17 protein-coding genes and 1 tRNA gene are annotated in these 19,758 nt (G+C 66.0%); 6 read left to right on the top strand and 12 right to left on the bottom strand.

The features are described from left to right. Positions 1–52: 52 nt before the first annotated feature. The 5 genes from clpP to ASC95_RS02615 all read right to left on the bottom strand — a co-directional run bounded on the left by clpP (position 53) and on the right by ASC95_RS02615 (position 6,665). Positions 53–661 carry an ATP-dependent Clp endopeptidase proteolytic subunit ClpP gene (gene clpP / locus ASC95_RS02635; protein WP_057296224.1) on the bottom strand — a complete coding sequence of 203 codons (609 nt, stop codon included), beginning with the start codon at positions 659–661 and terminating at the stop codon, positions 53–55. Between the two features lie 111 nt (positions 662–772). After that, a complete protein-coding gene (gene tig / locus ASC95_RS02630) occupies positions 773–2,086 on the bottom strand; it encodes a trigger factor (protein WP_057296223.1) in 1,314 nt (437 codons plus the stop codon). Between the two features lie 28 nt (positions 2,087–2,114). After that, a tRNA-Leu gene (locus ASC95_RS02625) sits at positions 2,115–2,201 on the bottom strand. Between the two features lie 134 nt (positions 2,202–2,335). Further along, positions 2,336–5,512: an efflux RND transporter permease subunit gene (locus ASC95_RS02620; RefSeq protein ID WP_057296222.1), complete on the bottom strand. Its 3,177-nt coding sequence runs from the start codon at positions 5,510–5,512 to the stop codon at positions 2,336–2,338. Positions 5,513–5,525: 13 nt separating this feature from the next. Then, a complete protein-coding gene (locus tag ASC95_RS02615; RefSeq protein WP_057296221.1) occupies positions 5,526–6,665 on the bottom strand; it encodes an efflux RND transporter periplasmic adaptor subunit in 1,140 nt (379 codons plus the stop codon). A gap of 133 nt (positions 6,666–6,798) precedes the next feature. Here ASC95_RS02615 and hpnC point away from each other — a divergent pair, with 133 nt between their 5' ends. The 3 genes from hpnC to hpnE are packed head-to-tail and all read left to right on the top strand — an operon-like array spanning position 6,799 to position 9,757. Next, positions 6,799–7,626 carry a squalene synthase HpnC gene (gene hpnC, locus ASC95_RS02610; protein WP_235537665.1) on the top strand — a complete coding sequence of 276 codons (828 nt, stop codon included), beginning with the start codon at positions 6,799–6,801 and terminating at the stop codon, positions 7,624–7,626. Continuing rightward, positions 7,623–8,471: a presqualene diphosphate synthase HpnD gene (hpnD, locus tag ASC95_RS02605; protein ID WP_057296219.1), complete on the top strand. Its 849-nt coding sequence runs from the start codon at positions 7,623–7,625 to the stop codon at positions 8,469–8,471. The genes hpnC and hpnD overlap by 4 nt, the downstream gene beginning before the upstream one ends. Beyond that, positions 8,468–9,757, top strand: a complete 1,290-nt coding sequence (gene hpnE / locus ASC95_RS02600) for a hydroxysqualene dehydroxylase HpnE (protein ID WP_057296218.1) — start codon at positions 8,468–8,470, stop codon at positions 9,755–9,757. Before hpnD ends, hpnE begins: the two co-directional genes overlap by 4 nt. On the opposite strand, the gene ASC95_RS02595 is transcribed toward hpnE, so the two are convergent. Continuing rightward, complete coding sequence (locus tag ASC95_RS02595) at positions 9,685–10,698, bottom strand: TIGR03790 family protein (RefSeq protein WP_057296217.1); 1,014 nt, start codon at positions 10,696–10,698, stop codon at positions 9,685–9,687. The genes hpnE and ASC95_RS02595 overlap by 73 nt on opposite strands. 154 nt (positions 10,699–10,852) lie before the next feature. Between ASC95_RS02595 and ASC95_RS02590 the strand changes: the two genes are divergently transcribed. Continuing rightward, positions 10,853–11,623 (top strand): IclR family transcriptional regulator, encoded by a 771-nt coding sequence (locus tag ASC95_RS02590; RefSeq protein ID WP_057296216.1) that lies wholly within the window; start codon positions 10,853–10,855, stop codon positions 11,621–11,623. Between the two features lie 54 nt (positions 11,624–11,677). On the opposite strand, the gene pbpG is transcribed toward ASC95_RS02590, so the two are convergent. From pbpG to pssA, 4 genes are all read right to left on the bottom strand, one after another. Beyond that, positions 11,678–12,673 carry a D-alanyl-D-alanine endopeptidase gene (gene pbpG / locus ASC95_RS02585; protein WP_235537664.1) on the bottom strand — a complete coding sequence of 332 codons (996 nt, stop codon included), beginning with the start codon at positions 12,671–12,673 and terminating at the stop codon, positions 11,678–11,680. 390 nt (positions 12,674–13,063) lie between these two features. Next, the gene (locus tag ASC95_RS02580; protein ID WP_057296214.1) at positions 13,064–14,605 is read right to left on the bottom strand and encodes a 2-isopropylmalate synthase; all 1,542 of its coding nucleotides are present in this window, start codon (positions 14,603–14,605) and stop codon (positions 13,064–13,066) included. Beyond that, on the bottom strand, positions 14,602–16,290 hold the full coding sequence (gene leuA / locus ASC95_RS02575; RefSeq protein WP_057296213.1) for a 2-isopropylmalate synthase: 1,689 nt from the start codon (positions 16,288–16,290) through the stop codon (positions 14,602–14,604). Before leuA ends, ASC95_RS02580 begins: the two co-directional genes overlap by 4 nt. A gap of 198 nt (positions 16,291–16,488) precedes the next feature. Continuing rightward, positions 16,489–17,313: a CDP-diacylglycerol--serine O-phosphatidyltransferase gene (pssA, locus tag ASC95_RS02570; RefSeq protein ID WP_057296212.1), complete on the bottom strand. Its 825-nt coding sequence runs from the start codon at positions 17,311–17,313 to the stop codon at positions 16,489–16,491. A gap of 70 nt (positions 17,314–17,383) precedes the next feature. On the opposite strand from pssA, the gene ASC95_RS02565 reads away from it, so the two are divergent. Next, positions 17,384–17,722 (top strand): NIPSNAP family protein, encoded by a 339-nt coding sequence (locus ASC95_RS02565; RefSeq protein WP_057296211.1) that lies wholly within the window; start codon positions 17,384–17,386, stop codon positions 17,720–17,722. Then, complete coding sequence (locus ASC95_RS02560; protein WP_057296210.1) at positions 17,719–18,126, top strand: DUF1810 domain-containing protein; 408 nt, start codon at positions 17,719–17,721, stop codon at positions 18,124–18,126. Before ASC95_RS02565 ends, ASC95_RS02560 begins: the two co-directional genes overlap by 4 nt. Positions 18,127–18,173: 47 nt before the next feature. Here ASC95_RS02560 and ilvC read toward each other — a convergent pair whose 3' ends face one another. Both ilvC and ilvN read right to left on the bottom strand, forming a co-directional pair. Further along, positions 18,174–19,190, bottom strand: a complete 1,017-nt coding sequence (ilvC, locus tag ASC95_RS02555) for a ketol-acid reductoisomerase (RefSeq protein WP_057296209.1) — start codon at positions 19,188–19,190, stop codon at positions 18,174–18,176. 48 nt (positions 19,191–19,238) lie between these two features. Further along, positions 19,239–19,730: an acetolactate synthase small subunit gene (ilvN, locus tag ASC95_RS02550; RefSeq protein WP_056198275.1), complete on the bottom strand. Its 492-nt coding sequence runs from the start codon at positions 19,728–19,730 to the stop codon at positions 19,239–19,241. Positions 19,731–19,758 lie beyond the last annotated feature (28 nt).

The following is a 19,758-nucleotide window of genomic DNA, read 5'->3' as shown; positions in this document are numbered from 1 at the left end:
AAGGGCCCCGATTCCGCCGCGAATCCGGGGGCCAGTTACGGCCCCTCACAACTCAGGGCCGGTGTTCCAGCACCTGGTCGATCAGGCCGTAGCTCTGAGCCTCGGTGGCGGACATGAAATAGTCGCGCTCGGTGTCCGACTGGATTTTCTCCAGGGACTGGCCGGTGCGCTCGGCCAGGATGCGATTCAAGGTGTCGCGAGTCTTCAGGATTTCACGCGCATGGATTTCAATATCCGTAGCTTGGCCCTGCGCGCCGCCCAGCGGCTGGTGAATCATCACTTTGGCATTGGGCAGGGAGAAGCGCTTGCCCTTGGCACCGGCTGCGAGCAGGAAGGCTCCCATGCTGGCCGCCATGCCCATGCACAGCGTCGACACCTCCGGCTTGATGAAGTTCATCGTGTCGTAGATGGACATGCCGGCCGACACGCTGCCGCCCGGGCTGTTGATGTACAGCGAGATCTCCTTGTCGGGGTTCTCGCTCTCAAGGAACAGCAACTGGGCCACGACGATGTTGGCGACCGCGTCGTTGACGGGGCCCACCAGGAAGACGATGCGCTCGCGCAGCAGGCGCGAGTAGATGTCGTAGGCGCGCTCGCCGCGACCCGACGTTTCGATGACCATGGGCACGAGGCCCAGATTGCTGGTTTCGAGAGCGCTCATTCAGATCCTTGAAAACTAAACCGGTAACAGCCGTTATGGGGGCAGATTATGGCGATGCAAGTAAAAAGGCGCCGGCCTTGCGGCACGGCGCCTTCGTGAGGCCAGGGCTCTTCAGTTGCCGGCGGCCATCAGCTCGTCGAACGGCAGCGCCTTGTCGGTCACCTTGGCCGTAGACAGCACGAAGTCCGTGACATTGTTCTCGACCACGACGGCCTCGACTTCGGCCATGCGATCCCGGTCGCCCAGGTACCAGCGCATGACTTCGGCGGGCTTCTCGTAGCTCTGCGACAGTTCTTCGATGTGGGCCTGCAGCTGGGCGGGCTTGGCGTGCAGGTTGTTGGCACGCACCAGCTCAGAGACCACCAGACCCAGGCGCACGCGACGCTCGGCCTGCGGCTTGAAGATGTCCGTGGGGATCTCGGCCTTGTCGGCATCCTTGACGCCGCGCTTCTTCAGGTCTTCACGAGCCTGCTCGACCATGCGGGCGGCTTCGCCTTCCACCAGAGCGTTGGGCACTTCCAGCTCGGAGGCGGCGACCAGGGCGTCCATGACGGCACCTTTGTTGCGCGCCAGCACACGGAACTTCACTTCGCGCTCGAGGTTCTTCTTGATATCGGCGCGCAGACCCTCGACCGTCGCATCCTTGATGCCCAGGGACTTGGCGAACGCCTCGTTCACCTCGGGCAGATGCTGGGCCTCGATCTTCTTGACCGTGACCAGGAAGTCGGCTTCCTTGCCAGCCACGTCCTTGCCGTGATAGTCCTCGGGGAACTGCAGCGGGAAGGTCTTGCTCTCGCCGGCCTTCATGCCGCGCACGGCGGCGTCGAACTGCTCCAGCATCTGGCCTTCGCCAATCAGGAACTGGAAGCCCTCGGCCTTGCCGCCGGCGAAGGGCTCGCCGTCGATCTTGCCTTCGAAGTCGATGGTGACGCGGTCACCGGCCTGGGCCACGTCGGCAGCGGCGCGCTGGGCGAAGCTGCGGCGCTGCTTGCGCAGGATCTCGACAGTCTTGTCGATGGCCTCATCGGTCACGTCGCTGGTGACACGTTCGACTTCCGCGGCCGCCAGATCACCGATCTTGACTTCGGGGTAGATCTCGAACGTGGCGTCGAAGGCCATCTGGCCCTCGGGGGCCTCGTTCTTCTGCTCGATGCGGGGCGCACCAGCGACGCGCAGTTGCGCCTCGTTGGCGGCGGTCATGAAAGCCTGGCCGACCTTGTCGTTCACGACTTCGTACTGCACCGAGTAGCCGTAGCGCTGGGCGACGACATTCATCGGCACCTTGCCGGGACGGAAGCCGTCGGCCTTGACGGTACGGGCCAGCTTCTTCAGGCGCGACTCAACTTCGTTGTTGATGTCAGCGGCCGCGACGTGCAGGGTGATGCGGCGTTCCAGCTTTTCGAGGGTTTCGACGGTGACGGCCATGATGGACTCGGGAACAGTTGAAGGACAGTGGTGCGCGGGGCCGGACTCGAACCGGCACGCCCGTGAAGGCGTCAGGACCTAAACCTGGTGCGTCTACCAATTTCGCCACCCGCGCAACGGGTTGGTTCTGGTTGGGCTGCTCAGGAGCGAGCAACCCCGTAGGCGATTCGGCAAACCGGCGATTGTAGCGATGCCGCGCCGCCTGCCGGCCGCCCCGGTCCACGGGGCGGCAAAACCCTGAGAAAAAGCCTAGGCCTCGTCAGGCAGTTCGCTGTGCATGCGGCTGTGCAGCCGGCTGTGCTCCTCGGGCCGCACGACGCGGAACCAGGCCGCGTACATGGCCGGCAGCGCCAGCAGCGTCAGCACCGTGGCCACGATCAGCCCGCCCATGATTGCCACAGCCATCGGCCCCCAGAACACGCTGCGCGACAGCGGGATCATGGCCAGCACTGCCGCCGCCGCCGTGAGCACGATGGGCCGGAAGCGCCGCACCGCCGACTCGACGATGGCCGACCAGTCTGGCACGCCCCGGGCGCGGTCCTGTTCGATCTGGTCGATCAGGATGACGGAGTTGCGCATGATCATGCCCATCAAGGCGATGACGCCCAGCAGAGCGACGAAGCCGAAGGGCCGGTTCAGCACCAGCAGCGCCATCGCCACGCCGGCAATGCCCAGCGGACCGGTCAGGAAGACCAGCATCGCCCGGCTGAAGCTCTGCAACTGCAGCATCAGCAGCGTGAAGGTGATGAAGAGCATGACGGGCACACCGGCCGCGATGGAGCCCTGGCCCTTGCTGCTTTCCTCCACCGCGCCGGCGATGTCGATGCGGTAGCCGACCGGCATCTTCTTCTGCAGCTCGTCGAGCTGGGGCCAGACTTCCTTGGTCACCGTTGCGCCCTGCAGGCCTTCAGCGACGTCGCCCTGCACCGTGACAGCGTAGAGGCGGCCCTCGCGCCACATGACACCCGGCTCCCAGTCGAATTCGACCTTGGCTATCTGCGTCAGCGGGATGGAGCGGCCGGTGCTGGTAGGCACATAGGCGTTGGCGATGTCGGTGATGACGGCACGCTCGTCCAGCGGCTGGCGCAGCACGATGTCGACGAGTTTGTCCGCTTCACGGTACTGGCCGATGACGCTGCCCGACAGCAGCGTGCGCGCCGACTGCGCCAGGCTCTGGCTGGTGACGCCCAGCGCCCTCGCCTTGTCCTGGTCGACCTTGAGGCGCAGCATCTTGACGTTTTCGTTCCAGTTGTCATTGACGCCGCGCATGTTCGGGTTGGTGCGCAGGATGTCCTTGGCCTTGTCGGCCCAGTCGCGCACGATCTTCGGGTCGGCGCCGGTGACGCGGAACTGCACTGGGTAAGGCACCGGCGGCCCGTTGGGCAGCAGCTTGACGCGGCCGCGCGCCTCGGGGAACTCCTCAGCCAGCACAGCGGGCAGGCGCTTTCTCAACTCCTCGCGGGCCGTCAGGTCCTTGGGCAGCAGGATGGATTGCGTGACATTGGCCTGCGGAAAGATCTGGTCCAGCGGCAGATAGAAGCGCGGCACGCCGGAGCCGATCCAGCTCGTCACGCTGGCGATGCCCGGCTCCTTGAGCATGCGGGCCTCGAAGCGCTTGGCGAGCGCTTCAGTCTCCTGGATGGTCGAGCCCTCGGGCAGCCAGAGGTCCACCAGCACCTCGGGACGGCTGGAGTCCGGGAAGAACTGCTGCTGCACGCGGCCCATGCCAACGATGCCCAGCGCGAACACGAGCAGCGTGATGCCAATCGTCTTCCAGCGGTTCTCCACGCACCAGCGCACCACGCCACGGAAGCGGTTGTAGAAGGGCGTGTCGAAGAGCTCGTGCACCTCGCCGTCCGCCGCCGGCTTGCTCTTCAGCAGCAAGGCGCCGAGATAAGGCACGAAATAGACCGAGACGACCCAGGAGATGACCAAGGACGCCGCCGTCACTGCAAAGATCGCGAACGTGTACTCACCCACCGTCGACTTGGCCAGGCCGATGGGCAGGAAGCCCACCGCCGTGATCAGCGTGCCGGTCAGCATAGGCATGGCCGTCACGTCGTAGGCGAAGGTGGCGGCGTGCATCTTGTCGTAGCCCTCTTCGAGCTTGCGCACCATCATCTCGACGGCAATGATGGCGTCGTCCACCAGCAGCCCCAACGCGATGATCAGCGACCCGAGCGATATCTTGTGCAGGCCGACGCCCCAATAGAACATCGTCGTGAAGGTGATGGCCAGCACCAAGGGGATGGTGATGCCGACGACCAGGCCGGGCCAGATGTCGATGCGCAGCGGTTTGGTGTGAAAACCTAGCGCGATAAAGCTGACCGCCAGCACGATGACGACAGCCTCGATGAGCACGTGCACGAACTCGCCGACCGAGGTGGTGACGGCCTTGGGCTGGTCCTGCACCTGCTCGAGCAGAATGCCGGCCGGCAGCTCGCGCTCGATACCCCTGAGGGCGACGTTGAGCGCCTTGCCCATCGCGATGATGTCGCCCCCCTTGGCCATGGACACGCCCAGTGCGAGCACTTCCTTGCCCTGGTGGCGCACCTTGGTGGCCGGCGGGTCGACGTATTCACGCTTGATGGTGGCGATGTCGCCCAGGCGCAGCTGGCTGGCCACGCCGGTCTGCGGGTTGATGGCGCGGATAGGCACCTCGGCCAGGGCCTGGGCCGTCGTGAACTGGCCCTGCACCCGCACCTGGAAGTTGGCGCTGCCGGCGTTCAACACACCCGCGCCCTCGACGGCGTTCTGCGCGCCGATCTGGTTGATGACCTGGCTGAAGTCCAGGCCCAGCTGGGCCAGGCGCTTCTGCGAGATCTCGATGAACACCTTCTCGGGCTGCACGCCGAAGATCTCCACCTTGGCAACGTCCTTGACCTGCAGCAGGGCCTGGCGCACGCGGTCCGCATGCTCGCGCAACTCCTCGCGGCTGAAGCCGTCGGCCGACAGCGCGTAGATGGAACCGTAGACGTCGCCGAACTCGTCGTTGAACACCGGGCCCAGCACGCCCGCGGGCAGCGAGCTGCGCATGTCGCCGATCTTCTTGCGCGTCTGGTACCAGAGGTCGGCGACCTCCTTGGGCGGCGTGTTGTCCTTGACCTGGAAGACCGTCAGCGACTCGCCAGGCTTGGTGTACGAGCGGATCTTGTCCGCGTGGTTCACCTCCTGCAGCGTCTTCTCGATCTTGTCGGTGACCTGGTCGGCCATCTGCTGGGCCGTGGCGCCCGGCCAGAAGGCCTGGATGACCATGGCGCGGAAGGTGAACGGCGGGTCCTCGTCCTGGCCGAGCTGGAAATAGGCCACGAAGCCCATCAGCATCAGCACCACCATCAGGTAGCGCGTCAGGGCCGGATGCTCAAGCGCCCAGCGTGAGACGTTGAAGCCGCCGACGTGGAGTTCCTTGGTGATCGGGGAAGTCATGTGCAGCCCTGGCTCAGCGTGAGGCCGCAGAAGCCGCGGGAGCTGCCGGCGCATTCACCGTGCGCGGCGGCACATAGCGCTTGACCTTCTGGCCCGGGTTGAGCACATGCACACCCGCGACGACGACCTCCTGACCCGACGTCAACCCGCCGGCGATGACAACATCATTGCCCTCGGCGCCGCCGATCTGCACGGCCACCGGCTTCACGGTCATCGACGCGCCGTCGAGCACCCATACCGAGCTCTTGCCTCCTTGCTGCAGCACGGCCGCGAGCGGAAGCTTGATGACGCCGGCCATCTGCGGCAGCTCCAGCACGACGGTGGCGGATTGGCCCAGCCTCGCGTCCAGCTTGCCGGCGTCGGCCTTGATGAGGAAGGTGCGTGTGACCGGATCGGCCGCGGCAGACACCTCGCGCAGCGTCAGCGGGTAGGTCTTGTCGCTGCCCCACAGGCGCACCTTCAGCGCGCCGGCCACAGCGGCAGCGGCCTTCACGCGGGCGATCTGATCCTCGGGCACTGAAAAGACGAGATCGCGTGGTCCGTCCAGCGCCACGCTCACGACCGGCGTCCCGGCCGCCAGCACCTGGCCCGGCTCGGCGTTGACGCTGGTCACGACGCCAGCGCCGTCGGCCGTCAGCTGGGCGTAGCCGGACTGGTTGCCCTGCACATCGGACTGCGCCTTGGCCTGTTCCAGCTGCGCCTGGGCCGCCTTGAAAGCCGAATCGCGCCGCTCAAGCTCGGCCGCGCTGATGAAGCCCTGGCGCTGCAGGTCGACGAAGCGCTTGTAGTCGGCCCCGGCCTGATCGCGGTTGGTGCGCGCGGCCATCACGGCGGCGCTGGCGGCTGCCTCGGCGAGCCTGAAGTCCTGGGCGTCGATCCGCGCCAGCACCTGGCCCGGCTTCACCGTGTCGCCGAGGTTGACGGCTCGGCTCAACAGCTTGCCGCTGACACGGAAGGACAGGCGTGATTCGACTCGCGCCTTCACCTCGGCCGCATACTCGTGGCTGGCGCTGGCTGAGCCAGCGCTGACGAGTTGCGTGCGCACCGCGCGTTCCGGCTCGGGAGCGGCGGGCTGCTTGCCACATCCAGACAGCAGTGCAAAAAGCAGCGCTGCCGACAGCAGGGGCGGGGCGAGACGCAGAAGATGGGGCATGCAGACCTCGGGAAGATGAAGCGACCGGCCCAAAATTTAATGACCGGCGGGTCAGTAATGTATTCAGACCCTGTGACAACTGTCAAACCTCGTTGACATATCCGGGCTTTGCAAGCGGAACTTGAGAAAAAGCTTGAGCAACGTCGACCACTACGAGAACTTCCCGGTTGCCTCAGTGCTATGCCCGCCCGCGCTGCGGCCGACGGTCGTCGCGATCTATCACTTCGCGCGCACGGCGGACGATCTGGCCGACGAGGGCGACGCTTCAACGGCTGAGCGCGTCCAGGCGTTGCGCGACTATCGGGCCGACCTGGACGCCGTGGTGACCGGCCAAGCGCCATCGTCGCGCTGGCCCCACGTCTACACGCCGCTGGCGCGTGAAATGCATCGGTTGCAACCGCCGTTGTTGCATGACCTGCTCGACGCCTTCGAGCAGGACCTGGCGCCGCCCCGCTACAGCGACCGCGCTCAGTTGCTGGACTACTGCCGCCGCTCGGCCAACCCGGTGGGACGCCTGCTGCTGAGCCTGTACGGCGTGAACGACGCCGTGTCGCTGCGCCGCTCGGACGCCATCTGCTCGGCCCTGCAGCTCATCAACTTCTGGCAGGACTTCAGCCGCGACGGCCCGAACGGCCGGCTCTATGTACCGCAGGCCGATCTCGACCGCCACGGCGTCAGTGCCGAAGAGGTGCTGGCCTGCCGCGACAGCAGTGCTGCCCGCAGGTTGATCGCCGACCTCTGCGCCTGGGCTCGCGCGCTGATGCTCGAGGGTGCACCTCTGGCCCTTGCGCTGCCCGGCCGCGCGGGCTGGGAGCTGCGCCTGGTCGTCCAGGGCGGCCTGCGCACCCTCGACAAGATCGTGGCGCGTCATCACGACAGCCTTGTGCACCGCCCTGCCCTGGGGGTCCTGGACTTGCCGCGACTGCTGTGGCGCGCCCTGACAATGCGGGCCGCATCATGAGCCCCGAGCAATACGTCCAAGAGAAAGCCGCCGCGAGCGGCTCGAGCTTCTATTACGCCTTCCTGTTCCTGCCGCCAGTGCGGCGGGCGGCGATCACGGCCTTCTACGCCTTCTGCCGCGAGGTGGACGACGTCGTCGACGAGACCCAGGACGCCGGCGTCGCGGCGACCAAGCTGGCCTGGTGGCGCAAGGAGGTGGCCAGTGCCTTCGCCGGCCAACCCAGTCACCCGGTCATGAAGGCACTGATGCCGCACACGGCCACTTATGACATCCGGCTGGAGCATCTCAACGCCGTCATCGAAGGCTGCGAGATGGACCTGCAGCAAACGCGCTATCTCGACTTTCCCGGACTGCAGCGCTACTGCCACCTGGTGGCCGGCGTCGTCGGCGAAGTCGCCAGCGGCATCTTCGGCCGCACGCAGCCGCAGACCATCGACTACGCCCACAAGCTGGGCCTGGCGATGCAGCTGACCAACATCATCCGTGACGTCGGCGACGACGCGCGGCGCGGGCGCATCTACCTGCCCGTGAACGAACTGCAGCAGTTCGGCGTCAAGGCCAACGAGATCCTGCTGCGCAGCAAGCCGTGGGGCTATTCGGATCGCTTCACGGCGCTGATGAAGTTCCAGGCGGAACGCGCGCATCGGCTGTATGACGAGGCGCTTGCCTTGCTGCCCCAGGGCGACCGCGCAGCGCAGAAGCCCGGGCTCATGATGGCCAACATCTACCGGGCGCTGCTGGTCGAGATCGAGCGCGAGAACTTCCAGGTGCTGCACCAGCGCATCGCGCTGACGCCGTTGCGCAAGCTCTGGATCGCGATGAAAACCAACTGGCGCGGGCGGTGAGCCGCGTCGCCATCGTCGGCGGCGGCTGGGCCGGCATCGCGGCCGCCGTGGCGCTGGCCGATGCCGGCCACGACATCGCCGTCTTCGAGATGGCGCCCCAGCTGGGGGGCCGTGCGCGCAGCGTGGCGGGCGAGCCCCCGTATGACAACGGCCAGCACATCCTCATCGGCGCCTACCGCGACAGCTTGGCGCTGATGCGCCGCCTGGGCGTCGACCCCGAGGTCGTGCTGAGGCGCCTGCCGCTGGCCCTGCCCTACCCGGGCGAGCCCGGTCTGCAATTACCGCCGGGCTCACCGCTGATCGCCTTTGCGCGCGGCGTGCTGGCCCATCGCGGCTGGCCGCTGCCGGCGCGGCTGCGCCTGCTCGTCGCCGCGGGCGGCTGGCTGACACGTGGCTTCAACTGCGATGTGCACTTGAGCGTGGCCGAGCTGTGCGCCGGCCTGCCGGCCACAGTGAAGCGCGACCTGATCGAGCCGCTTTGCGTCGCCGCGCTCAACACGCCAGCACCCCAGGCCAGCGCCCAGGTCTTCCTTCGAGTGCTCAAGGACGCCCTCTTCAGCGGCGCCGGCAGCGCAGACCTGCTGCTGCCGCGCCGACCTTTGTCCGAATTGCTGGCTGGCCCCGCGACGGCCTGGTTGGGTGAACGGCTCCGCCTGGGTACCCGCGTGCAGCACATCGAACCCGGCTGGCGCGTTGACGGTGAGGCTTTTGACGCCATCGTGCTCGCCTGCACCAGCGTCGAGGCCGCGCGCCTGGCTGCGCCCATTGCATCGGACTGGGCAACCAGCGCCCAGTCGCTGAGCTTCGAGCCCATCATCACCGTCTACCTGCGCAGCCCCGGCAGCGCCCTGCCCGCGCCCATGCTGGCGCTGCGCGAGGGGCCGGACGCGCCGGCCCAGTTCGTCTTCGACCATGGCGCACTCGGCGGTGCGCCGGGCCGCTTCGCCTTCGTCGTCAGTGGCGCAGCGGCCTGGGTGGCGCGCGGCGGCTGCGCCGAGGCCGTGCTCGCGCAGGCGCAGCGGGAATTGTGCTGGGCCACGCCACCCGTCATTGACAAGGTGCTGACAGAGAAGCGCGCGACCTTTGCCTGCAAGCCCGGCCTGGTACGTGCGCCGGCGCGCATCGCACCGGGCCTGTGGGTCGCCGGTGACTACATCAAAGGCCCCTACCCCGCCACGCTCGAAGGCGCCGTGAGGGCTGGCCGCGCGGCGGCTCAGGGCGCAGGCGCAGACGCTGCAAGAGCAGCGAATGGCGCTGCGAGGGGCTCGCCGACAAACACGCCCTGAGCCGGCCAGGCCACACTGTGCCAATAGGCCTCCAGCGCGCTCACCCCTTGGGCATAGGCCTGGATCAACATCTGCGGGTGCGGAAACTTCTGCAGGTGGTTGCAGGGCTCGCTAACGGTGCCGTAGCTGGCCGTCGCGCCGGCGTCAATCCAGTCGAGGATGTTCATCTGTCCCTCATCAGCCGGCGGCTTGTCGAGCAGGCCGCCCACGGATGTCAGATGGTCGGCCAGCGCACCCGGCAACCATTCCCCACCCAGTGGTTTGGGCACGCGGATCAGGCCCGTTTCATAGACCAGGATGCGGCGCATCGCCGGCAAGGCATCGCTCTTCACGCGAACCACCTCGAGGCCGGTGACGCCCGGGACGGCACCGGCCGGCGGAAACAGGCGCTCCCGCACATTGCGCGCGGCATCCGGCGTCGCTGCGAGATAGGCCACGGCCGATTCGGGCGCGCCGCCGGCCAGCATGTGGTCCGAGGCGATGCCGCGCTCGATCATTGCCATGGCTGCAGGCACCGAGCGGGCCGCCAGTTGCATCGTCGGCCGCACGCCGATGACCAACCACGGCTTGGCGCCGAAATAACTCGTGTAGGGACTGGTGCGCGTGGCGGCGCAGGACTGCGCGCAGACATTGGGTTGCAATCCCACGCCAAGCGCGCTGGTCAATGAATTGCAGTCCACGGCATAGGGCTGCACCCAGGCCAGGGCAAGGCCGTTGACGTGCTCGGGCATCTGGCCGCGAATGGCCTGATCCAGGGCGGTGAACTCCTCGCGTGTCAGGCTGTTGCGCAGCGGCAAGTGCACCCGCAGGATCTGCTCGGCCGGGATGCCACGGCGCCTGGCGTAGTACTCACCCACGGCGATCGAGTAGGGGTCGGCCGTATTGATGACCAGGCCGAGCTCATTGGCCGTGATGCGCCCATACAGGCGTGGAACCCGCATCCAGCGAGCCTCAGCCGATGCAGGCGGCGCGGAGGCCGGCTCCGCGCCCTGGGCGGCCCCAGCACAGGCCAGCACCAAGGCCAGGCCGACTTGCCATCTCCTGAAGCGCACTTTCGCCATACAAAACACCGGCAATCTCCTCCACAATGACGCCATGAAATCGAAAGAGGCCCAGCAGACCCCGGCGATCCAGGTGCTGGAGCGCATGTTCTCGCTGCTGGACGTGCTGGCGAGCCACCAGGACCCTGTGTCGCTGAAGGCCCTGTCCGAGGCCACCGGGCTGCATCCCTCCACGGCGCACCGGATTCTCAATGACCTGACCCTCGGTCGATACGTGGATCGCCCCGAAGCCGGTAGTTATCGACTCGGTATGCGCATGCTGGAAATGGGCAACCTTGTGAAGGCGCGCCTGGACGTGCGCGACGCCGCCCTGCCGGCCATGCGCGAGCTGCACAAGTTCACCCACCAGCCCGTCAACCTGTCCGTGCGCCAGGGTGACGAGATCGTCTACATCGAGCGCACCTACTCCGAACGCTCGGGCATGCAGGTCGTGCGCGCCGTCGGCGGGCGGGCGCCGCTGCACCTCACGTCAGTGGGCAAGCTCTTCCTGGCCAGCGATGACAGCCCGCGCGTACGCGCCTACGCAACACGCACCGGCCTGTCGGGCCACACACGCAACAGCCTCACCGACATCGGCTCACTCGAACGGGAGCTGGCCATGGTGCGGCAGCGCGGCATCGCCCGCGACGACGAGGAACTGGAACTGGGTGTGCGCTGCATGGCCGCCGGCATCTATGACGATCAGGCCAAGCTGGTGGCCGGCCTGTCGATCTCGGCACCCGCCGACCGGCTGGAGGAGAGCTGGGTCGTCCGGCTGAAGGAAACGGCCTCGCAAATCTCGTCGGCGCTGGGCCATCGAGTCTGAAGCCCAAGCAAAACACGGCGCCGAGGCGCCGTGTTTTGTTTTGGGTTGCACCGCTCAGAGCTTGGCAGAGGCAGTCGCCGTCTCGCCCTGGCTGGCCAACCACTTGCGCATGCGCTCCGCATCGGCGATCCGCGATGCCTTGCCGCTGGAATCCAGGAACACCATGATGAGCTTGCGGCCCGCCATGCTGGCCTGCATGACCAGGCATTTGCCCGCCTCGTTGATGAAGCCGGTTTTCTGCAAGCCAATGTCCCACAGGGGGTTGGACAGCAGGCCGTTGGTGCTGTGGAACTGCACCAGGCGCTTGCCCAGCGCCACGCGCGCTTCGCGGGACGTTGACAGATCGCGCAGCAGCGGCACCTGACTGGTCACGTTGACCAGCTTGGCCAAGTCCGCGGCACTGCTCTGGTTGCGGCTGGACAGGCCGGTGGGCTCAACATAGTGGGTGTCGGTCATGCCCAGGCTCTGCGCCTTGGCATTCATCGCGGCGACGAACGCATCCAGTCCACCCGGATAGTTGCGTCCCAGTGCATGGGCGGCGCGGTTCTCGCTGGACATCAGCGCCAGGTGCAGCATGTCGCCCCGCGTCAGCGTCGTGCCAACGGCCAGACGGGAGCGGGTGAACTTCTCGGTGTCGATGTCGTCATCGGTGACCGAAATCTTCTCGTCCAATGACAACCCCGCCTCGACGACGACGAGGGCCGTCATCAGCTTGGTAATAGAGGCGATGGGCAGCACGGCCTGGGGGTTCTTGGAGAACAGTACCTCGTTCGTGTCCTGGTCCAGCACATAGGCGACGCTGGACTTCAGGGAGAGCGGATCGTCAACCTGGTGCAGGCCTGCGACCTGCCCGAATGTGGGCACAGCCGGGATGACGGGCGCGGCCGCCTTGCGCACCACGACCGAGCGCACCTTGCGCGTGGGCGCGTTGGCAGTCTTGGCGGGAGTGCGGGTGGCCCTGAATTGGGCCGTGTCGGCGGCGGCCGTGGCGGCGCCAGGCAGCGCGGCCAGGAAGGTGAGGCTCAGAAAAGCGGCGGCAAATGTCTTCAACGGAGGTCCCCAACGCAGGGCGGCAGTGTACGTGACGCCAAAAGTACCGACAAGATAAGAACTTAAGTGAGATACCTCAAGTGAACTCTGGTCCCGTATTCACGGACTGTCACCAGGGCTTGCCACCGGCTCTTTCGCTTCGCAACGGGCTCCAAAACGCATGCAAGTAGGCCTTGGCTGACAAGAAGCGGTATCGGGATCAGCCCCAAAACCACTCTCGCCAACCGCCCGCACGCTGCTCGCGGGTGACCTCCGACGAGATTCTGGGGCCGCAGCCGGCGATCTGGGCCCAGAGCACCGGGGGGTTTGCGCGCCAGATTCCACGCCGCGTGGTAACGATTGCGATGGGCGTGATGAGGATCACGCCGGTTACAGCGCCCTCCGACAGCCCTAGCCCTGCGCCGCCACCCGCTCGGCCTTGCTTTGCAGCTTGTTCAGTGCGCTCAGGTAGGCCTTGGCCGAGGCCACGATGATGTCGGGGTCGGCGCCCACTCCGTTCACCACTCGACCGGCATGCTGCAGCCGCACCGTCACCTCGCCCTGTGACTCCGTGCTGCCACCCGTGATCGCATTGACGGAATACAGCAGCATCTCAGCTCCAGACTGCACGACCGATTCGATGGCGCGCAACGTCGCGTCCACCGGGCCGTTGCCGTCGCTCTCGGCACGGTGCTCCTGGTGGCCGACGGCGAAGACGATGGCCGCGTGCGGGCGCTCCCCGGTCTCGCTGCGCTGGGACAGCGACAGCAGGCGGTAATGCTCGGCGTCGTTGATGACCGACTCGTCCATGACGAGGGCGACGATGTCCTCGTCGAAGATCTCGTTCTTGCGGTCGGCGAGGTCCTTGAAGCGCTGGAAGGCGGCGTTGACTTCAGCCTCGCTCTCCAGCTGAATGCCCAGTTCCTGCAGGCGTGCCTTGAACGCATTGCGGCCCGACAGCTTGCCCAGCACGATCTTGTTGGCGGCCCAGCCGACGTCCTCGGCGCGCATGATTTCGTAGGTGTCGCGCGCCTTGAGCACACCGTCCTGGTGGATGCCGCTGGCATGCGCAAAGGCATTGGCACCGACGACGGCCTTGTTGGGCTGCACGACAAAGCCGGTCGTCTGCGACACCAGCCTGGAAGCCGGGACGATCTGTGACGTATCGAGGCCGACGTCCAGCCCGAAATAGTCACGCCGCGTCCTGACGGCCATGACAACCTCTTCGAGCGAGCAGTTGCCCGCCCGCTCACCCAGGCCATTGATGGTGCACTCGACCTGGCGAGCGCCGCCTATCTTCACGCCGGCCAGGGAATTGGCCACGGCCATGCCGAGGTCGTTGTGGCAGTGCACGCTCCAGATGGCCTTGTCCGAGTTGGGTACCTTCTCGCGCAGGCGGCGGATGAAATCGCCATAGAGCTCGGGAATGGCATAGCCGACGGTGTCGGGAATGTTGATGGTGCCGGCACCTTCCTTGATGACTGCCTCGCAGACGCGGGCCAGGAAGTCGATGTCGGAACGGTAGCCATCCTCGGGCGAGAATTCGATGTCGCCACACAGGTTGCGCGCAAAGCGCACCGCCAGCGTCGCCTGCTCCAGCACTTGCTCGCGGCTCATGCGCAGCTTCTTCTCCATGTGGAGTTCGCTGGTGGCAATGAAGGTATGGATGCGCGCCCGGTGCGCAGAAGCCAGGGCCTCGGCCGCTCGTGAGATATCGCGGTCGTTGGCTCGGGCCAGCGAGCAGATCGTGCTGTCCTTCACCGCCGCCGCAATGGCCTTCACGGCCTCGAAGTCGCCGTTGCTCGACGCCGCGAAGCCGGCCTCGATGATGTCGACCTTCATGCGCTCGAGCTGGCGTGCGATGCGCAGCTTCTCCTCGCGCGTCATCGACGCCCCCGGCGACTGCTCGCCGTCGCGCAATGTGGTGTCGAAGATGATCAGCTTGTCGGTCATCGCACGTTTTCCTCTCGTGTTTGCGGCACCGTGACCGGTGCGCGTGACAGGCCGGACAGGATGGCCTGCATGGATGCACGCACGATGCTGCCATCAATGCCGACGCCGTGGCGAGTCACATCGCCCACGCGCAGTTCCAGGTAAGCCACAGCGCGCGCATCGGCGCCGCTGCCGATGGAATGCTCGTGGTAGTCCAGCACACGCACCTCCTGCCCCAGGCGTGCCGACAGCGCGTTGACGAAGGCATCGATGGGGCCGTTGCCTTCGCCCTGCACATGTCCCATCCAGCCACCCAGCACGACCTCGGCCGACAGGCGCATCGCGCCACCGGTGACCTCGGTCATCTGCGGCTGCACGATGGAGGCGCCAGCGTCACCAATGCCGTACTCGCGCTCGAAGATGGCGTAGATGTCTGCGGCCGTCAGCTCCTTGCCGGCGTCGTCCATGACGCGCTGCACGGCCTGGCTGAATTCGATCTGCAGGCGCCGCGGCAACTCCAGGCCGTATTCCGCTTCGAGCAGATAGGCGATGCCGCCCTTGCCGGACTGGCTATTCACGCGGATGACGGCGTCATAGCTGCGGCCCAGGTCCTTGGGGTCGATGGGGAGGTAGGGCATGTCCCAAATCTCCCCCTCCCGGCGGGCCGCGAAGGCCTTCTTGATGGCGTCCTGGTGGGAGCCCGAGAAGGACGTGTAGACGAGGTCGCCAACGTAGGGATGGCGCGGATGCACGGGGATCTGCGTGCAGTGCTCGACGCAGCGGCGCACCTCGTCGATGTCGGAAAAATCGAGTTGCGGGTCCACGCCCTGGGTGTAGAGGTTGAGCGCGATGTTGACGAGATCGACGTTGCCGGTGCGCTCACCGTTGCCGAACAGGCAGCCCTCGACGCGGTCGGCGCCTGCCATCAGCGCGAACTCGCCAGCTGCCGTGCCGGTGCCGCGGTCGTTGTGCGGGTGGACTGACAGCACGATGCTGTCGCGGCGCTCCAGGTGGCGGTGCATCCACTCGATCATGTCCGCAAAGATGTTGGGCGTGCTGTGCTCTACGGTAGACGGCAGGTTGATGATGCATTTGCGCTCTGGTGTGGGCGCCCAGACAGCGGTGACCGCATCGACGACACGCTTGCTGAAAGCCAGCTCGGTGCCGGAGAACATCTCGGGCGAATACTCGAAGCGCCAGTCCGTGCCCGGTCGCGCGGCAGCCAGCTCCTTGATCTGGCGGGCGTGCGAGGCCGCGAGCTCGACGATGCCATCCTCGTCCGTGCCGAGCACGACACGGCGCATGATGGGCGCGACCGCGTTGTAGACGTGGACGATGACGCGCCGTGCGCCGTCCAGCGACTCGAAAGTGCGCTCGATCAGGTGGGCGCGCGCCTGCGTCAGCACCTGGATGGTCACGTCGTCGGGGATGTGACCGCCGTCGATCAGCAGGCGGATGAAGTCGAACTCGGTCTGGGAGGCGGACGGGAAGCCGACCTCGATCTCCTTGAAGCCGATCTTCACGAGCTGCTGAAACATTCGCAGCTTGCGGGCGATGTCCATGGGCTCGATCAGCGCTTGGTTGCCGTCACGCAGGTCGGTGCTCAGCCAGATCGGCGCGCGGTTCAGCACGGCGTCGGGCCAGCGGCGGTCCGGCAAGGCGATCGGGGCGAAGGAGCGGTACTTTTGCTGCGGTTGCTTCAACATGGGTGTTCCATCCGAGGGTGGGTGGCGCAACCAGCAGCCTTTGAAAACACGAACGGCCCGCTGCGGTTGCATACGGGCCGTTGGGGTCAGGTGTGAGCGTACGTGCGCGACTGACTAGCGAACCCGTGGTTCCTCTAGGGCTAGTAGCAGGCTAATTCGCGTGGCGCGGCTCATGGGTCTGGAATCTAGCATGAATGGCTATTGATGCAAGCCACGTTCATCCGGCTCGTCGGTGCTGGTGGAGATGACGCTGACGGGCTTGCCCTTGGATTTGCGCCAGCCATAGATGACATACCCCGACAGGCCATAGACGCAGAAGACACCGAAGAGAACCCGCGATGGGTCGAGTGCGGCCAGGCCGATGCCAAGCATGATCACGACCAGCACGATGAAGGGCACGCTGCGCCGCCGGTCGAAGACTTTGAAGCTGTAGAACGGAGCGTTCGTCACCATCGAAAGCCCGGCGAACAAGGTGATGCCGTAAGCCACCCAGGCGATCCAACTGCCGGGCTGAACGCCTGCGTACTCCTTGCGGTCCACGACGGCCCAGATCAGACCCATCACGATCGCCGCTGCCGCGGGGCTTGGCAGTCCCTGGAAATAGCGCTTGTCCACCACGCCGATGTTGACGTTGAAGCGCGCCAGCCGCAGCGCAGCGCCGGCGATATAGACGAAGGCCGGGATCCAGCCCGGCTTGCCCATGTCCTTGAGCGCCCACATGTAGACGATCAACGCCGGCGCGGCGCCAAAGGCCACCATGTCGGACAGGCTGTCCATCTGCTCGCCGAAGGCCGATTGCGTATTGGTCATGCGGGCGACGCGGCCATCGAGACTGTCGAGGATGGCAGCGGCGAAGATGGCAACGCAGGCCACCTCGAAGCGGCCGTTCATGGCCATGACGATGGCATAGAAGGCGCTGAACAGCGCGCCCAGCGTGATCGCGTTGGGCAGGGCATAGATGCCTTTGCGGCGGGGGCGGACGGCGAGGCTGGGCTCGTCGTCCTCGGTGGGCTCGGGAATCATGGGCGGCAGGATAGCTGACAGATCCCGGCGAATGCCGCTCTTAGGATGGTCGAAACGACAGCAGGCCGTCATGAAACTCATCGAAGTCCGCACCTACAAGCTCAAGCCGGGCTGCGCTGACCGCTTTGTCCCGGCAGTGCAGGCAGCGCTGCCGCTGGTACGTGCCAGCGGCATGGACGTCGTCGCCTTCGGACGCTCAGACCATGAGCATGAAAGCTTCTACCTGATCCGCGCCTATGACAGCCGCAAGCAACTGGTCGCCCAGCAGGACGCCTTCTATGGCTCGGCAGCGTGGCGCGAAGGGCCTCGCACGGCGCTGGTGGACTGCCTGGATGACTACCTGAACACGCTGTTGTGGCTGCCCGACGAGGCCGTCGAAGCGCTGCGAGCGAACAACGGGCTGGCATGAGCACCCTCGATCGCTTCGTCCAGGCCCAGCAGGGCCACTACGAGCAGGCGCTGGCCGAATTGAAGGCCGGCCGCAAGACCAGCCACTGGATCTGGTTCGTGCTGCCGCAACTGCGCGGCCTGGGGCGCAGCGCGATGGCCCATGAGTACGGCGTTGCGGATCGCGCCGAGGCCGAGGTCTATCTCGCCCACCCACTGCTCGGCTCGCGCCTGCGCGAATGCATTCGGGCCATGCTCGCGCACCAGAGCCGTTCGGCAGCCAGCATCCTTGGCGACATCGATGCGCTGAAGTTCCGCTCCTGCCTGACGCTGTTCGACGCAGTGTCGACGGACCCGCTCTTCAGCCAGGCGCTCGACACCTTCTACGACGGCGAGCGGGACAAGGCCACGCTCGCCCTGCTCTGAAAGCAAAAAGGCCGGCTGATGCCGGCCTTTGAGAACGAGTTGAAGACTCAGTTCTTCGCCTTGTCGACCAGCTTGTTGGCCTTAATCCAGGGCATCATTTCGCGCAGCTTCTCGCCGACCTGCTCGATGGGGTGCTCGGCCGTCAGGCGGCGGCGGCTGATCAGCGTCGGAGCGCCGGCCTTGTTCTCGAGGATGAAGCTCTTGGCGTATTCGCCCGTCTGGATGTCCTTCAGGCACTGGCGCATCGCGTTCTTGGTGTCTTCGGTGACGACGCGCGGGCCGGTCACGTACTCACCGTACTCGGCGTTGTTCGAGATCGAGTAGTTCATGTTGGCGATGCCGCCTTCGTAGATCAGGTCCACGATGAGCTTGAGCTCGTGCAGGCATTCGAAGTAGGCCATCTCGGGGGCGTAGCCGGCTTCCGTCAGCGTCTCGAAGCCCGCCTTGATCAGTTCCACGGCGCCGCCGCACAGCACGGCCTGCTCGCCGAAGAGGTCGGTCTCGGTTTCTTCGCGGAACGAGGTCTGGATGATGCCGGCCTTGCCGCCGCCATTGGCTGCGGCGTAACTCAGGGCCAGGTCACGGGCCTTGCCGGTCTTGTCCTGGTAGATGGCGATCAGGTGGGGCACGCCGCCGCCTTGCTTGTACGTGTTGCGCACCGTGTGACCGGGGGCCTTGGGGGCGACCATCCAGACATCCAGGTCGGCGCGCGGCTGCACCTGGCCGTAGTGGACGTTGAAGCCGTGCGCAAAGGCCAGCGAAGCGCCCTCCTTGATGTTGGGCTCGACCTCGTTCTTGTACACGTCGGCGATCTGCTCGTCGGGCAGCAGGATCATGACCACGTCGGCCGATTTCACGGCGTCGGCGATCTCGGCGACCTTGAGGCCAGCGCCTTCGGCCTTGGACCAGGACGCGCCACTGCGACGCAGCGCGACGGTGACCTTGCAGCCGCTGTCGTTCAGGTTCTGCGCGTGGGCATGGCCTTGTGAGCCGTAGCCGATGATGGTGACGTTCTTGCCCTTGATGAGGCTGAGATCGGCGTCCTTGTCGTAGTAGACGTTCATGATGGGTCGCTCCAGGAAAAAACTGTGGTGTGTTGGGGTGAAGGCGGATCAGACGCGCAGGATGCGCTCGCCGCGGCCGATGCCGCTGGCGCCGGTGCGTACGGTTTCGAGGATGGACGCACGGTCGATCGCATCGATGAAGGCGTCGAGCTTGCCGGCGTCGCCGGTCAACTCGATCGTGTAGGTCTTCTCGGTCACGTCGATGACGCGACCACGGAAGATGTCGGCGGTGCGCTTGATTTCCTCGCGCTCCTTGCCGACGGCGCGCACCTTGATGAGCATCAGCTCACGCTCGGTGTAGTTGCCCTCGGTCAGGTCGACCACCTTGACGACCTCGATGAGGCGGTTCAGGTGCTTGGTGATCTGCTCGATGACCTCGTCGCTGCCCGTCGTCACGATGGTCATGCGCGAGAGGGACGGGTCCTCCGTTGGCGCGACGGTCAGGCTCTCGATGTTGTAGCCGCGGGCCGAGAACAGGCCGACGACGCGCGACAGCGCACCCGGCTCGTTCTCGATGAGCAAAGCAATGATGTGTTTCATGGGTTCTTCGTCCTTCGCGCTCTTCAGT

It is taken from the genome of Pelomonas sp. Root1217 (assembly GCF_001425705.1).
Lineage (GTDB): Bacteria > Pseudomonadota > Gammaproteobacteria > Burkholderiales > Burkholderiaceae_C > Pelomonas.
This window is presented reverse-complemented; position numbering and strand designations above follow the sequence as displayed.